This is a genomic window from Nocardia sp. NPDC050799 (assembly GCF_040654015.1).
Lineage (GTDB): Bacteria > Actinomycetota > Actinomycetes > Mycobacteriales > Mycobacteriaceae > Nocardia.
Map to the genome: position 1 here is coordinate 1 of NZ_JBFAHF010000007.1, position 14,287 is coordinate 14,287.

The following is a 14,287-nucleotide window of genomic DNA, read 5'->3' on the forward strand; positions in this document are numbered from 1 at the left end:
AGACCCCGCCAAACAGGCCAGGTGGCCGGGTCTTCCCAGTCGGGTAGCGCAGCGTGCAGGAGGTCGACGGCGCGGGTGTGGGCATTGCCGATCTTTTCGGTACTGCGGTGGGGATCGTCGGGGTCGGGGGTGCGGGCTACCGCTTGGACGAGCCGGTGGATCGATACCGTGGCGGTGGCCGGGTCCGGGGTGATCATGCTGTAGGCGGTGAGCACACCGAGCGTTCCGTCTAGGGCGAGGGGCTCTGCCAAATCTTGGATCAGCGTAAGAGGGATGGCGTCGGGGCTGTACCAGGCCAGGGTGCGGAGGAGGTCGGCGGCGACAGGTTCGGCGGCGGTGATGCGGTCCAGGCCGACTCGCCAGATCCGGGCGATGGTGCGTTCGGCGTCGGCACCGACCGCGGTCCGGTCGTACATAGCGGCCGGGTATTCGGCGAGCAGGCGCAGGTATGTCCGTGGTGTGGTGAGCGGGTTCTGCGCCATGTACGCACCGGCCTGTTCGATGGCCAGAGGCAGGAACCCCAGCTCGGCACACAACTCGGCCGCCCCATCGCAATCGCGGGGGCCGGACGCGGTGAGGATGCCGGTGAGCAGAGCCAGCGCCTCCTGCGCATCGAGCACGTCCAGCCGTACGACCGTGGTGGCCGGCTGCCACCCCGAGGCCAGACGACTGGTGATCACGATGCGGCCGGTTCCGGCGCGGGCCAGGACCTCGGCGATATCGGCGGGGTCGGCGACGTTGTCGAGGATCAGCAGCCACCCGGAATGAGTGGCCAGCCATTGCAGGGCGCGGTCGGCCAGCTGTTCGACCTCCAGCGCTTGTGCCAGGGCGGGTTGCAGTGCGGCAGCGAATTTCGCCAACCCCTGCTCGACACCGGCAGCGGTATCGGCGGTGATCCACCGCACCGGACTGTGACCGTGGAGACGGGTCGCAGCCCAATGCGCGACCAGGGTGGTCTTGCCGATCCCGCCCAGGCCGTGCACCGCCTGCACCACCACCTGGCCCGGAACCGACAACACGGCATCGAGCCGGTCGAGTTCGTGTGCGCGGCCGACGAACTTGGCGCCCGGCTTCACGGGCAGGTTGTCCAAACCTGGCGGGGCGTCGACCTCGGCGATCGGCCGCCACGCCTCCTCCGGCAGATGCACCACCGGCCGAGACCGATCCCCCACCTCCATGAAGGTGACATCGCCATGGAACTGGTTCCCGGTCAAAGAGATCATCGCGCCGCCGCCGGCGGGGGCCGGGGCGGAAGGCGCGGGGGGACCGGGAGTCAGGGCCGCGCCGTATCGGGGTCCGGCGCCTCCGGAAAACCCGCACGCACCCCGCTGATCCTCACCGCCCCCGCGATCTCACTACCGGTCACCCGCACACCGTCCCCGGCAGAAGCGATATCGGAGATCTCCAGCACCGCGGCCACCAGACCGGACACCTCCGCGCCCACCACCTGCGGGTGATGCTGCTGCACCGCCTGCAGGACCGCGACCGCCGACGCCCCCAACTCCGCATCACCGGCCGCGCCGGCATCATCGAGGTCCTCGGCCAGCGACGCCCGCTTCGACTCCGACTCCGGCTTGCGCTCCACCCCCGACACATCCACACCGCGGTACTTACGCGAGATCAAGTCCTTCAACCCGAGGTAGGCGTCCTTCACCACCTGCGCCGCGGTATCACTCACCCCCGCCGCCGCACCCGCCGCGATCGCCGAAACCACCACTGCCGTCACAGGATCCATCCCGCGATCTTCCCATCCACACCACCACCAGACACCGACAAACCAGCACAACGCCCTACGACCACCGCGGCGCGGCCTTGGCAACCAACCACCATGCGACGCACCCTCGATGGTGTCCAGGAAAAGGGCATTTCTGGACGGAGGCGAGGCAACGATGATCGCTGACCAGCGATGATCAGGGCCACAGTGTCCAAGAGCGCATCGTTTTACGACACCCGGCGGCCTCGCACCGCAACGGGCGGGCCCGAGCTCAAAGAAGCGGCCCGGCGGAGGATAGGCGCTCTACCGTGAGGGGCGCGCTCGGCAGCCCGAGCGGATCAGGGCGAAACCCGTTGCTCTACAAGCGTGCCCACGCCCGCGCGTCGACGCTTAGGATTACCGGCATGGCCGCGGTGATCACGACTGTCGGGCTGGCGTTCCTCGGGTACCTGGCGACTTACCTCAACGGCCTACGGCTGGCGCAGAAACAGGCACGGCTGACGCGGGTCAACCTTCAGCTGAGCGAATTCTACGGACCCCTGTTCGCCCTGATGGAGGCCAACAGCCGTGTCTATGACACCTTCTCTGAGCGATACGCCCGACCCGACGGCCGCGATCCCTTCCGTCACGACATCCCGCCGACCGAGCACGAACTCGCCGAGTGGCGCACATGGGCCGGCACGGTCTTCATACCGAACATCCAGGCCATGCGCGATGTGGTGGTCAGCAAGGCCGACCTGCTGATCGAAGAGGAGATGCCGCAGGTTCTGCTCGACCTCTGCGCGCATGTATCCGGGTACGAGATCACCGCCGCCGGCTGGGCGCACGGCAATTACGACGAGCACCTATCGCTCATCCCCTTCCCTGGTCAGGAACTGCGTCGATACACCCGCGAGCGGTTCGCGCTCCTGAAAAGCGAGCAGGCGCGACTCCTGGGTCATCGAACTCGGCCGCGCCGTTGAGCGACCGTCTCCACCTCCACTCAAGTGGGTGTCCATAAAAGGGGGTGTATTTGATCAAATCTCCGGGAAATATATCGATGAACAGCGATTATGCCGGTCTTCAGTGTCCACCAATGCATCGTTTTACGACACCAGGTCGACCAGCTCAGCAGCGGCCGTTCAGCTGGGGCTCAGTAGATAGTGAATACGAACGAATACCAGTCTCCGGAGATACTTTCGAACTGTTGGGTGCCACTCCCCAGTGGCTCGGCGCCAGGTGAGTAGACCCAGCCGGAAACCGTGGAGCCCACATATCCGTCGGCGTCGTAGAAGTAGACGCGTTCATCGGGCGCGCGGTGAACCAAACTGATTTCGAGCCCGGCGAGACTCAAGTCCTGTCGGGTATGTGGTCTATCCTCGCGCAGCATCTCGATCGCGACCTTGTCCATCTCCGGGCGTGCGGAATCGAAGCCCGCCGGCTGAAAGACCGAACCGGCGACCAGCCCCGCGAGCACAATCACCGGCACCACGGCGATCTTCCAGGACCACCGATGCTCCCTGCCGAGCAGATACAACGTCTTGATTGCCCACACCAGCAGGGAAACACCCAGGAGAAGCCCGCCGGCCAACAGGGCAACAAGCTGGTCGGGCCCGGTCAGATTCTGAACGAACGGAGCCCAGTCGAGGTGGACGCACATCAGAACCGCAACACCGAGAGCTGTCCCCGCCAAGACCACGGAACCCGGGGCGGTGGCAGTGCCACGTTCGACCTCGGTATGCCCGAGCTGCGCACCTGATGTTTCGATCGGGGGCCTCCTCACCTCTACGACCGTGACCTCACGCCCGATTCGCGTTCGGCGTCTTCAACCGCACTTTACGGCGGGATAAGCCCACTGACCGGACCGCTACAGGGCAGAGCGTTCGCCCGGCCCCTCACCCTCCGGGTGCTGCTGCGTGCAGCACTCGCTCAACCTCTCACCGACCTGCGCCCGCATCCCGACCTCGACACCACCTGACCACACGAGCTGGACGTGTCTCAAAACCTTGGTATTGAGACGAACTCTCATTCACCGTGCGCGGGGGGTTACGGGCAGACCACCGCGGGGCAGTCCGCTGATGCCCGACCAGGAAATCAGTACTGACGGGCGGAGCGTCGGATGACAGTTGTAGGTTGCGACCGTGGTGATCTACGACGACAACGCCCGCCCCCGGGTCGTAGTCCAGGGGTTCGATTCCTCCCACCCGTTCGCAGCAGTTCTAGAGAAGTATGCCGGCATGGTCGATTACCACGACGGTATGCAGCCTTTGCGTTGGCAGAGTCGTGACGCGCTGGTCAGCATGGGTCGCCCGGACGTCCTTCGCAGCGATTCCAGGCATCTGCGTGTGATTCAAATCGGGGGCACTCCGATAGGTGTGCGGCAGTACGAAAGGAACATGAGCTACCCGGGGATCGATCTGCCGTTCGGCGAGGATACGTCCTACGGTGAGGAGCTTGAGCTCCCTGACGACGTTGAGGGCGAGTGGAGACATCTGACCCGCACGCAGCTCGTGCCGGCGCTCAAAGAGATGAAACAGCGGCCGGGGTTCCGATGGCGAGATGAAGATGAGACCCGCGCCTGTACCCCTTTCGTGCGCGACCTCGACGGTTTAGCCTTCGCGATGCGCTACAGGCCCCACGACGGGCCCCTTGACTGCATCTACCTACCTGAGGACGCGATCGAAGACTTCACGCCTTGGGTTCTCGCTGCATTCAAAGACTGGGCTGTAGACGCACCAGGCATCTTTCCTGCCGAGCCTGAGTGGGTGGCAGATCCCCAGTGGATGACTCCGGCGGAGATAGAGGCGGCGGCCACTCTTGCTGGCTGCCAGGCCGAAGCCTACAGGGTCGCTCAGGAGATGGAACTGAAGGTCACCACCGCCGAAGCGCATTTTACGGAAGCGAGAGAAGCTGCCGACGCCACCACACGAGTGCTTCTGACTGGCACGGGGGACGGTCTCGTCAACGAGCTCGAAGCGCTGTTCACGCGGCTCGGGTTCTCCGTCCTCAACATGGACGGGCAGGGGAACCGGGAGAAGCGGGAAGACCTTCGGGTGAGTTGGGAGTCGTGGACTGCGATAGCTGAAGCCAAGGGCTACACAGCTGGAGGTAAACCGGGCGACCTGCCGAAGATTGAGCGTTTCGCAGGGCTGTACGCCGTGGAAAACCGCGAATTGCCCGCGGCCAAGTGGTACATCGTGAACCAGTTTCGCGATCGTGACCCCAGCACCCGTCGGCCACTCATGCGCAACCACAGCGCAGACGTCGAAGACTTCGCCCAAGGAGGAGGGCTTGTGCTCGACACACGCGACCTGTTTCTTCTCGACAAGGCCGTAACGTCGGGACAGGTCAGCCAGGATGTGGCCCGACAAACCCTCATGAAGTCGGCCGGGTTTTTCGAGCTACCTACCACTCTGACCGAAGGACCCGAGAGCGAGTAGCTCCTGCCCTCGCCGGGTGTCACACCGTAGCGCCCCACGTGGACCGGTGTTAGGGGTCGGGGAACATCGGCGGGAAATCCGGCGCTAAGCAGTTATGGCAGATAGTGACATACTATGTGCGGTAATTCGGACGCCGACCTGGGCGGATGCTCCGCACGGGCGATGCCGACTCCGGAAACTAGGGGTCCCGGTAGTAACCGCCGAAAATTGGGCGGATATGGATACAGTCCCTGGTCAGGGGGGCTGCGGTCATCACCGAGGTGGACCCGGGATAACAGCCCGATATCCGGGGTAGTGCATCTGCCTACCTGCGGCTATAGCGCTCCATCCGTGCGCGAAGCTGCCCCGTTATCTATGCCAAGCCCCATATCCGTTGTTTCTTCGGCGGTTACTACCGGAACCCCGGCAGCCACGGCGAGAATGGGACAGCGGCCGGACGCCGGGGAGGGGTAGTGACGTGCCTTCGATGAGGTCTTTCGTGGTCGGATCGGCTCCGGGTCACGCCCTTCACCCATTCGGCCGCCGGCTTGTCAAATGGTCCATTCAGAGTGGAAATTGTTCTATATGGACTTTCCAGAGCCTCACCCAGGGCCGATGCGTAGATCAGCTTCGGAATCGCGCGAAAGTGACATCGCCCCATCAGACATTTGCATCATGTCCGTTCGGACCTCAGAATAGTCCGTATGGGTTCAAAACAGGCGGCTTCGGCGATCAACCGGGCAGTGGGGGCCGAGCTCCGGGCCGCCCGGGCGCGACGCGACTTCACGCGACAGCAACTCGCGGCGCTGACCGGCCTCGCCGTCAGCACAATCCAGCGATTCGAAAACGGCGAGCGCTCGCCGGATATGCAGCAGCTGCACGCACTGTGCACCGCACTGGAGATTCCGATGCGGGAATTCGTGGAGCTGGCACTCAAGGGAATCGAACCGGCCGGCGAGTGACCGGTCCGGCCGGTTCCGCCGACAAGCGCGGGTGGCCGGGCGGACATTCGTCCCGCCCGGCCACCCGGAAACATCGCACTCAAGCAATGACCAACGTGACGAGCAATGCGACCAGAGCGAGGGCCTGCAGGATCACCCGGGGGTAGAGAATGCTGTCCCACCGATCCTGCAGCGCACGGGCGTTCGGCGGAATCACACCGGATCGAGCGGCGGCCTTCTGTGCCGTATTGATCGGCTTGGCGATCCGCACATAGAGAACGAGCCACACCGCGAGGGCGAGTACGGCGAGCCCCGCGGAAACAGCGGCACCGGCAGCACCGGTCAGGGCGGCGACGACCGCGGCCCCCAGCGCCGCCACCACTCCGGTGACGCCGACCGGCGGCATACGCGAATCCGCGTAGTAATGCCCCCAGCCCGCACTGAACGTCATGGTGGCGTCGTCGAGCCGGCGATAGACCGACCGCATGACCAGCGCACCCAAGACATCGGTGCCGTACACGACGGCATTGGCGAGAACCGCTACGGCGGCGAGGATCTGAATGGACATGGACATGGCGGGCTCCTGGGTCTTACGGATTTCAGCTGGTAATGGTCGATTCGGCAGTTACGCCGGAATGGGGGCGGACGCAGCGGACTCGCGGATGAGCAGCAGTCCGGTGACGCCCACGAGCAGTGCCGTGAGGCCGTGGACCCCGAATGCGGTTGCCGTGGAGCCGTCGTAGGCCAGCACGGTGGCCATATCACCGACCGGGATCAGGGCCACGACAAGCATGACGACCCCCAGCGCGAAACGCTGCCCGAGCGCCAGCAGCGCGAGGAGCAGGATCCCGCTGACCGTGTCGCGTACACCCTTCAGATTCAGGAATGCGGCGGCGTCACCGGTCGGCCGCGCGGGCAAGCCGAATCCGGTGGCGATCGACTCGGGAGCGATCAAGTAGTTGATCCCGATGTAGAGGATGAACGCTGCCCCGATCAGCGACAGTGCGGTGGCGATACGCCGAGTGGTGATCATTGTTGCTCCGAAATCTAGCAGTGCTATGGGATGGAGCAACGATAACTCAGCGCCACCCCCTTGTCTAGCGGTGCTAGAGTTTCGAGCATGAGTATTCAGAAAAGACGGGAGCGGGAGCGGGCGGAACGCCACCGGCTGATCATCGATACCGCGCGCGAACTGGCGGAGACCGAGGGCTGGGACGCGGTGACCGTCCGTAAGCTGGCCGACCGGATCGAATACAGCCAACCCGTCCTCTACAGCCACTTCGCCGGCAAACGTGCCATCGTCACGGCCGTCGCCGAGGACGGCATCGCCGAACTCGCCACAGCCCTGCACCGCGCCCGGACCACCGCCGAGTCGGAGGCCGACGCACTGGCGGCCCTCGCCCGCGCCTACATCGAATTCGCCACCGAGCATCCCGCCGTCTACGACGCCATGTTCGCCATGTCCACCGATCTGAAGTTCGGCCCCGAGGCCACCCAAGTCCTACGCGACGCGTTCGCCGAACTGGTCGCCGCACTGGCCCCCTTCGCCGGCGACCACGACGTGGAAACCTTCACCGAAACCGGCTGGAGCGCACTGCACGGCCTGGCCACCCTCGAACGCGGCCAACGCCTGCGCCCGGGCCTGCGCGAAAACCGGCTGGAAATCCTCAGCCGGCTATTGGAGCAGGCCGGCTCCGCGCAGCACTCGTAACCCGCCGGGACCGTCCGCTCAACCGAAGAGCGCCCAGATCACCCCGAGCGCAACGGTCACCAGCGGCGCCGCCCCCTGCTTGACCGCCGACGCGCGCTTGTCCGGCGACGAGAGCAGCAGCACCAGCGCGGCACCCAGCATCGCCCCGGTACCGGCGAAGATCAACGCCACCCCGATACCTCGGTTCCCGGCTGCCGCCACCACGATCCCCACCGCGGCGATAGTCGCCAGGAACAGGTTGTAGAAGCCCTGATTGAAGGCCAGCTCCCGGGTCGCCGCCGCTTCCTCGGCACTGGTGCCGAACACACCCCGCGCCGCACCGGTCCACGCGAACGACTCCAAATACCAGATGTAGACATGGAGTAGCGCCGAAACCGCCGCGAACACTGCAATAGCGATGAGCACGAGCACCGACACTAGTCCACAAGCCAACCCGACCAGCGGTTATCGCCGCAGCACCACCCAGCGGGTCGGTCGACTGTGGCGCCGGCGAACACCGACGCCGCAGCCATCGCTCCCCTTCCAGGCCGCGGCGCCCCCGGCCACCCTGTCTGAAACGGTGCAAAACGTTCGCCGCAGGGTGATCACGGCTGAGTTCGTCCACAATGTGCACGTGGCATCCAACGAGCCCGCCGGCTGCGGTGTCATGTGCCGGCTCCGTCCCAGGGGCAGATGCGGGCACCGTCGCCGCGCTACACCAAAGGAAACCTGACATGGCGATTCAACGTATGGACAACGTCCTGATCGTGGTCGAGGACTTGGACGCGGCCATCGCGTTCTTCGTCGAACTCGGTATGGAACTGGAGGGCAAAGGACCACTCGAATGGCGTGGGGCGGAACGCGTCATCGGGCTCGACAACGTCCGGCAGGACGTCGCCATGCTGCGGATCCCGGACGGTCCCGGCCGAATCGAGCTGGCCGAGTTCCACAAGCCGAAGGCCATCACCCCCGAACCGAAAGACGCACCGGCGAACACGCTGGGTATCCGTCGCGTCATGTTCGCCGTCGACGATATCGACGATGTCATCGCCCGCCTGCGCCACCACGGCGCCGAACTCGTCGGCGAGGTGGTGCAATACGAGAATGTCTACCGGCTCTGTTACGTCCGTGGCCCCGAAAGCATCATCGTGGGGTTGGCCGAACAACTCAGCTGAAAATTGCCGCGGGGCGCCATCACCGGGTTCGGCCCGCCGAGCGCCTCCAGAGCCTTTGTGAAGGGCCGGCCATGACCCTGCCCGGGCGGACCGGAGACGAAAAAGGCCCTTCCCTGTAACTGGGAAAGGGCCTCTGACCTGGAGCCGCCTAGGAGAATCGAACTCCTGACCTTTTCATTACGAGTGAAGCGCTCTACCGACTGAGCTAAGGCGGCGTGCCTTTCGGCGTGGCGAGTCTATCGTCTCCGACCTGGGAACGCGAAAACGGCTGGTCAGAAGGTTTGGGCGATGAGGGTGGCGGCCATGGCGGCCACCGCGAAACGGGGCTTGACGTTCTGGTCGAGAGCCTCGCGGCAGGCGAGCACGGCGTCGATGGAGCGCAGCAGGCCTTCGGGGCGGACGCGCTGGGCCAGCTCGCGGGCGCGGTCGGCCATATCGGGGTGGGTCATGGTGATACCGGCGGGATCGCCGAAGGCGATGGCGAGGGCGTCGCGGTAGAGGCCGGCGATATCGAGGAGAGCGCGGTCGAGGGCGTCGCGGCCGGTGCGGGTGGCGCGGGATTTCTGGCGGCGTTCGAGGTCCTTGAGGACGCCGGCCGAACCGCGGGTGGCACCGGCGGCGCCTTTACCGGTACCGCCGGCACCGAGGGCGGTGGCCAGTTCTTCGCGTTCGCGTTCGTCGCGCTCGGCGCTGAGCTGTTTCGCCTCGTCTTCGGCGGCCTTCACCAGTTCGTCGGCGGCGAGGTAGGCGGTGCCACGGGCCACCGCGGTCACGACGTCCAGGGCGCGACGGCGGCGGGCGCGGGCCTCGTCGTCGGTGGCGAGGCGGCGGGCGCGGCCGATATGCCCGCCACTCACTGCGGCCGCCCAGTCGGCCGTTTCCGGATCGAGGCCGTCGTGTTCACGCAGGACCTGGGCTATCGCCGGAGCGGAGGGGGTGATCAGGTGGACGTGCCGGCAACGGGATCGCAGGGTGACGGAGATGTCCTCGGGATCCACCGAAGGGGCGCACAGCAGGAACACGGTCCGCTGGGGCGGCTCTTCCACCACCTTGAGCAGTACGTTGCCCGCGGCTTCGGTGAGCCGGTCGGCGTCCTCGATCACCACCACCTGCCAGCGGCCGGTGCTGGGGCGCCGGGCCGCGATCTGCACGATCCCGCGCATCTCCTTGGTGGAGATGCTCAGGCCCTCGGGGACCACTCTCCGGACATCGCCGTGCGTGCCGGCCATGGTGGTGGTGCAGGCGTGGCAACGGCCGCACCCGGGCTGTCCGGGATCGGTGCACTGCAGCGCGGCCGCGAAGCACAGCGCGGCGACCTCACGACCGGATCCAGGAGGGCCCGTGAACAGCCACGAATGCGTCATGGCGCCCTCGGCCACACCGGATCGGCCCGCGACCGCGGCGGCGGTCAGATCGGCGGTCACCGAATCCTGACCCACGAGACGCTCGAAGACACCCACCACGCTCACACCCTAATACGCTCGACCCGGCCACGACCGGCCACCGGGGCACACCAGTACAGGTGCTCCCACCGTCCTGCTCTCGGCTGCCGGAATTCTCCGGCCGGACTACCCGGCGCGCTGCGCGGTGGTGTTCGCCCCGTCCAATTGTTCGCGGATGATATCGGCGTGCCCGCTGTGGTGGGCGATCTCACGGAGGATGTGCAGGATCAGGAACCGCGCGGACCACCACACCCGGCCGGGCACCCACGGGTTGGTGGGTGTGGGAATCGAGGCGTCCAGATCGTCCACGGCGCGGACGATCTCGGCGGTGTTCGCGGCGACGCGCTCCCATTCGGCAAGCAGACCGGTGACCGTCTCGTCGTCCCCGATGACGTATTCGCCCGCGTAGTCCTCGAGCTTCGTTTCGGCGTTCTCGTCCCGCTCGACCAGCACCTTCGTCCAATCCCGCTCACAGCGGATGATGTGGTGCAGCAGGCCGCCGAGGGTCAGTTCGCTGGCGGTGGTCCGCTGCCGCGCCTGCTCGTCGTCGATACCCCGCAGCGTTATCCGGAACATCTCACGCTGTTCGTCGAGCAGTTGGACGAGATCTTCGCGTTCCCGGCTACCGGGCATCGGCGCTCCTTGTCATCGGACGGTATCCGCGCGCGACGTTACTGCGACGGTCCGACAGGCAACCGCCATTTAGTCTTCGCTCTGGGAAGACGACCGGGCCGCGGACTGCTTCGCCGGGGCCTTCTTCGCGGGAGCCTTCTTGGCCGCGGTCTTCTTCGCGGCCGCTTTCGCGGTGGTCGTTTTCTTCGCCGCGGTCGTGGTCTTCTTGGCGGCGGCCTTCTTGGCCGGAGTCTTCTTGGCGGGAGCCTTCTTGGCCGCCTTCTTCACCGGGCCGCGCGCCCGCCGGTCGGCCAGCAGTTCGGAAGCGCGTTCGTCGGTGATGGATTCGACTTCGTCGCCCTTGCGCAGGCTGGCGTTGGTCTCACCGTCGGTCACGTAGGGCCCGAAGCGCCCGTCCTTGATGACCATCGGCTTCCCGGTGGCGGAATCGTTGCCGAGTTCCCGGAGCGGCGCGGCTGCCGCGGCCTGTCTACCTCTGCGTTTGGGTTCGGCATAAAGTTTGAGGGCCTCGTCGAGGGTCACATTGAAGATCTGATCCTCGGTGGCCAGCGACCGCGAATCGGTGCCCTTCTTCAGATACGGCCCATACCGGCCGTTCTGCGCGGTGATCTCCTCGCCGGAGGCCGGGTCGTTGCCGACCACGCGCGGCAGCGACAGCAGTTTCAACGCGTCCTCGAGCGTGACCGTGGCCGGGTCCATCGATGTGAACAGCGACCCGGTGCGCGGTTTCGGCGCGTTCTTCTTCGCGGTCTTCTTGGCCGCTTGGTCCTCGTCGGTCTCCGGCAGGATCTCGGTGACGTACGGGCCGAAACGTCCTTCCTTGACCACGATTTCGTGCCCGTTGCCCGGGTCGTTCCCCAGGGTGCGCCCCTCCTGCGGAGTGGAGAAGAGTTTTTCCGCCACCTCCGGGGTGAGCTCGTCGGGCGGCAGGTCATCGGGGAGATTGGCGCGCTGGGAGGTCGGCTCGGCATCCGGATTGTCGGGGTCGGCGACCATACGTTCCAGGTACGGCCCGTACCGGCCGACCCGCACCACCACATCACGACCCGCGTCGTCGCTGAAGAGCTTGATGGAGTTGATCAGGCGGGCATCGATATCGTCGAGCCGCTCCCCGACCATCCGCTTCAGACCGCCGGACCGCGCGACCGAGCCCTCGGCGCCGTCGTCACCACCGAAGTAGAAGCTGGACAACCAGTTTCCGCGTTGCGCCCGGCCGCCGGCGATGGCGTCCAGATCGTCTTCCATGGCAGCGGTGAAATCGAAATCGACCAGGCGGCCGAAGTACTGCTCCAGCAGCCCGGTCACGGAGAAGGCCACCCAGGACGGCACCAGCGCACTACCGCGTTTGTAGACGTAGCCGCGGTCCAGGATGGTCTTGATGATCGACGAATAGGTGGACGGCCGCCCGATGCCGAGTTCCTCCAGCGATTTGATCAGCGAGGCCTCGGTGTAGCGGGCGGGCGGGTTGGTGCTGTGCCCGTCGGGGTTCAACTCGACGGCGGTGACGCCCTCGCCCTCGGCGAGCTGCGGCAACCGGGTTTCGGCGTCGTCGGACTGGCCGCCGGCCTCCTCGTCGACACTTTCCACATAGGCCTTCAAGAAGCCCGGGAAGGTGATGGTGCGACCCGAGGCGGAGAACACGCATTCCTCGCCGGTGCCGGCGGTACCGGTGATCCGCAGAGTGAGGGTGGTGCCCCTGGCGTCGGCCATCTGCGAGGCGACGGTGCGCTGCCAGATCAGCTCATAGAGCCGGAACTCGTCGTTGTCCAGCCGCGCGTGCAACTGGCCCGGGGTGGCGAAGGTGTCGCCCGCGGGACGGATGGCCTCGTGCGCTTCCTGCGCATTCTTCACCTTCCGGGTGTACTGCCGGGCGGTGGGATGCACGAATTCGGCACCGTAGAGCTGGGTGGCCTGGGTGCGCGCGGCATTGATCGCCGACTCCGACAGCGTGGTCGAGTCGGTTCGCATATAGGTGATGTAACCGTTCTCGTACAGCCGCTGCGCGGTGCGCATGGTGCGTTCCGAGGTGAACCGCAGCTTGCGGCCGGCCTCCTGCTGCAGCGTGGAGGTCATGAACGGCGCATACGGTTTGCGGGTGTAGGGCTTGGACTCGGCGGAGGTCACCACCAGGTCGGCGCCGTGCAAAGCCTCGGCCAGGCGGCGGGCCCGGACCTCGTCCAGGACCAGCGCCCGGGAATCGGCCTTGAGCCGGCCGTCGGACCCGAAATCGCGGCCGGTGGCGACCCGCGAGCCGTCCACGTCGACGAGGCGGGCGGAGAAGACGCGTGGATTGGCGGAGTCGGCTTCGCCGCCGGCATCCAGTCTCGCGGCGATATCCCAGTACTCCGCCGACCGGAACGCCATCCGTTCCCGCTCGCGCTGCACGATCACCCGGGTCGCCACGGACTGTACCCGGCCCGCCGACAGCCGCGGCATGACCTTCTTCCACAGCACCGGACTGACCTCGTAGCCGTACAACCGGTCCAGGATGCGCCGGGTTTCCTGCGCGTCGACCAGGTCGTTGTCCAGGTCGCGGGTGTCGGCGGCGGCCGCGCGGATCGCCGGCTCGGTGATCTCGTGGAAGACCATCCGCCGGACCGGCACCTTCGGCTTCAGCGTCTCCAGCAGATGCCAGGCGATGGCCTCGCCCTCGCGGTCGGGGTCGGTGGCCAGATACAACTCGTCGGCGTCGGCCAGCAGACCCTTGAGTTCGGTGACCTTGCTCTTCTTCTCCGGGCTGACGACATAGATGGGTTCGAAGTCGTTGTTGACGTCCACCCCGAGCCGCGCCCAGTCCTGGCCCTTGTACTTGGCCGGGACATCGGCCGCACCGCGCGGCAGATCCCGGATATGGCCGACCGATGCCTCGACCGTATAGTCCCGCCCCAGGTAGGGCGCGATTTTGCGGGCCTTCGTCGGGGATTCGACGATGACGAGACGACGCACGGGACGACCCGCCTCGGCTGCGTTTCGGTCTCGTGTTGCCACCGGCGAATCCCTTTCCTTCTCGACCCGCTGAACACTGCTCGGTACGCAGGACGCGGCTGATTGAGCAGATGGTGACGCCTTACATCACCACCAGTCACGTTTATACCTCGACGCCGCGCGTGGTCGAACGGTTGCGACCATCGGGCGATGGCGCGTCGATGCCGTTCAGTATGCAGGGCCGCGCCGACAGTCGGCACGCACGGTGCGTCACGAATCCCCGCAGTATCGACTTGACCGGTGTGCGCGGAGGCCGATCCGCCTCCGGTCCGCGCGTGGCGCGGAGCACGTTCGACGGATACGAGTGGC

The 14,287-nt window shown here is 66.1% G+C and carries 14 protein-coding genes and 1 tRNA gene; 5 read left to right on the forward strand and 10 right to left on the reverse strand.

The genetic code is table 11. From position 1 onward, the window contains the following. The coding region (locus AB0H42_RS09365; RefSeq protein WP_357052298.1) for an NB-ARC domain-containing protein at window positions 1–1,223 on the reverse strand (1,223 nt) is incomplete at its 3' end. A 50-nt stretch (window positions 1,224–1,273) separates the two neighbouring features. Next, window positions 1,274–1,735, reverse strand: a complete 462-nt coding sequence (locus AB0H42_RS09370) for a hypothetical protein (RefSeq protein WP_357052301.1) — start codon at window positions 1,733–1,735, stop codon at window positions 1,274–1,276. Window positions 1,736–2,118: 383 nt separating this feature from the next. Here AB0H42_RS09370 and AB0H42_RS09375 point away from each other — a divergent pair, with 383 nt between their 5' ends. After that, entirely contained in the window at window positions 2,119–2,676 is a 558-nt protein-coding gene (locus AB0H42_RS09375; protein WP_357052304.1) for a hypothetical protein, read from the forward strand. Window positions 2,677–2,846: 170 nt separating this feature from the next. On the opposite strand, the gene AB0H42_RS09380 is transcribed toward AB0H42_RS09375, so the two are convergent. Further along, window positions 2,847–3,476, reverse strand: coding sequence for a hypothetical protein (locus AB0H42_RS09380; RefSeq protein ID WP_157120272.1), 630 nt, complete (start codon window positions 3,474–3,476; stop codon window positions 2,847–2,849). Between the two features lie 358 nt (window positions 3,477–3,834). On the opposite strand from AB0H42_RS09380, the gene AB0H42_RS09385 reads away from it, so the two are divergent. Both AB0H42_RS09385 and AB0H42_RS09390 read left to right on the forward strand, forming a co-directional pair. Further along, window positions 3,835–5,133 (forward strand): hypothetical protein, encoded by a 1,299-nt coding sequence (locus AB0H42_RS09385; protein WP_357052307.1) that lies wholly within the window; start codon window positions 3,835–3,837, stop codon window positions 5,131–5,133. Window positions 5,134–5,816: 683 nt separating this feature from the next. Further along, on the forward strand, window positions 5,817–6,074 hold the full coding sequence (locus AB0H42_RS09390; protein ID WP_357052310.1) for a helix-turn-helix transcriptional regulator: 258 nt from the start codon (window positions 5,817–5,819) through the stop codon (window positions 6,072–6,074). Window positions 6,075–6,153: 79 nt separating this feature from the next. Here the strand turns inward: AB0H42_RS09390 and AB0H42_RS09395 are convergent, their stop codons facing one another. Continuing rightward, window positions 6,154–6,627 (reverse strand): DUF1772 domain-containing protein, encoded by a 474-nt coding sequence (locus tag AB0H42_RS09395; RefSeq protein ID WP_357052313.1) that lies wholly within the window; start codon window positions 6,625–6,627, stop codon window positions 6,154–6,156. A 51-nt stretch (window positions 6,628–6,678) separates the two neighbouring features. Continuing rightward, a complete protein-coding gene (locus AB0H42_RS09400; protein WP_357052316.1) occupies window positions 6,679–7,086 on the reverse strand; it encodes a DUF4267 domain-containing protein in 408 nt (135 codons plus the stop codon). Window positions 7,087–7,173: 87 nt separating this feature from the next. On the opposite strand from AB0H42_RS09400, the gene AB0H42_RS09405 reads away from it, so the two are divergent. After that, entirely contained in the window at window positions 7,174–7,764 is a 591-nt protein-coding gene (locus AB0H42_RS09405) for a TetR/AcrR family transcriptional regulator (protein WP_357052319.1), read from the forward strand. An 18-nt stretch (window positions 7,765–7,782) separates the two neighbouring features. Here the strand turns inward: AB0H42_RS09405 and AB0H42_RS09410 are convergent, their stop codons facing one another. Next, complete coding sequence (locus tag AB0H42_RS09410) at window positions 7,783–8,169, reverse strand: DUF1304 domain-containing protein (RefSeq protein WP_357052322.1); 387 nt, start codon at window positions 8,167–8,169, stop codon at window positions 7,783–7,785. A 308-nt stretch (window positions 8,170–8,477) separates the two neighbouring features. Between AB0H42_RS09410 and AB0H42_RS09415 the strand changes: the two genes are divergently transcribed. Then, window positions 8,478–8,918 carry a VOC family protein gene (locus AB0H42_RS09415; RefSeq protein ID WP_357052325.1) on the forward strand — a complete coding sequence of 147 codons (441 nt, stop codon included), beginning with the start codon at window positions 8,478–8,480 and terminating at the stop codon, window positions 8,916–8,918. A gap of 139 nt (window positions 8,919–9,057) precedes the next feature. Here the strand turns inward: AB0H42_RS09415 and AB0H42_RS09420 are convergent. The 4 genes from AB0H42_RS09420 to topA form a co-directional block, all read right to left on the reverse strand. After that, window positions 9,058–9,133 (reverse strand) — tRNA-Thr (locus tag AB0H42_RS09420). A 57-nt stretch (window positions 9,134–9,190) separates the two neighbouring features. Beyond that, window positions 9,191–10,381, reverse strand: coding sequence for a DNA polymerase III subunit delta' (locus AB0H42_RS09425; protein WP_357052806.1), 1,191 nt, complete (start codon window positions 10,379–10,381; stop codon window positions 9,191–9,193). Window positions 10,382–10,486: 105 nt separating this feature from the next. Then, entirely contained in the window at window positions 10,487–10,993 is a 507-nt protein-coding gene (locus AB0H42_RS09430) for a DinB family protein (RefSeq protein ID WP_357052327.1), read from the reverse strand. A gap of 69 nt (window positions 10,994–11,062) precedes the next feature. Further along, window positions 11,063–13,981: a type I DNA topoisomerase gene (gene topA / locus AB0H42_RS09435; protein ID WP_357052330.1), complete on the reverse strand. Its 2,919-nt coding sequence runs from the start codon at window positions 13,979–13,981 to the stop codon at window positions 11,063–11,065. Between the last annotated feature and the right edge of the window lie 306 nt (window positions 13,982–14,287).

Bases quoted from the DNA above. Each gene is read 5' to 3' on its own strand.
- AB0H42_RS09370 (WP_357052301.1), bottom strand. From the start codon at position 1,735: ATGGATCCTGTGACGGCAGTGGTGGTTTCGGCGATCGCGGCGGGTGCG.
- AB0H42_RS09375 (WP_357052304.1), top strand. From the start codon at position 2,119: ATGGCCGCGGTGATCACGACTGTCGGGCTGGCGTTCCTCGGGTACCTG.
- AB0H42_RS09390 (WP_357052310.1), top strand. From the start codon at position 5,817: ATGGGTTCAAAACAGGCGGCTTCGGCGATCAACCGGGCAGTGGGGGCC.
- AB0H42_RS09395 (WP_357052313.1), bottom strand. From the start codon at position 6,627: ATGTCCATGTCCATTCAGATCCTCGCCGCCGTAGCGGTTCTCGCCAAT.
- AB0H42_RS09400 (WP_357052316.1), bottom strand. From the start codon at position 7,086: ATGATCACCACTCGGCGTATCGCCACCGCACTGTCGCTGATCGGGGCA.
- AB0H42_RS09405 (WP_357052319.1), top strand. From the start codon at position 7,174: ATGAGTATTCAGAAAAGACGGGAGCGGGAGCGGGCGGAACGCCACCGG.
- AB0H42_RS09415 (WP_357052325.1), top strand. From the start codon at position 8,478: ATGGCGATTCAACGTATGGACAACGTCCTGATCGTGGTCGAGGACTTG.
- AB0H42_RS09430 (WP_357052327.1), bottom strand. From the start codon at position 10,993: ATGCCCGGTAGCCGGGAACGCGAAGATCTCGTCCAACTGCTCGACGAA.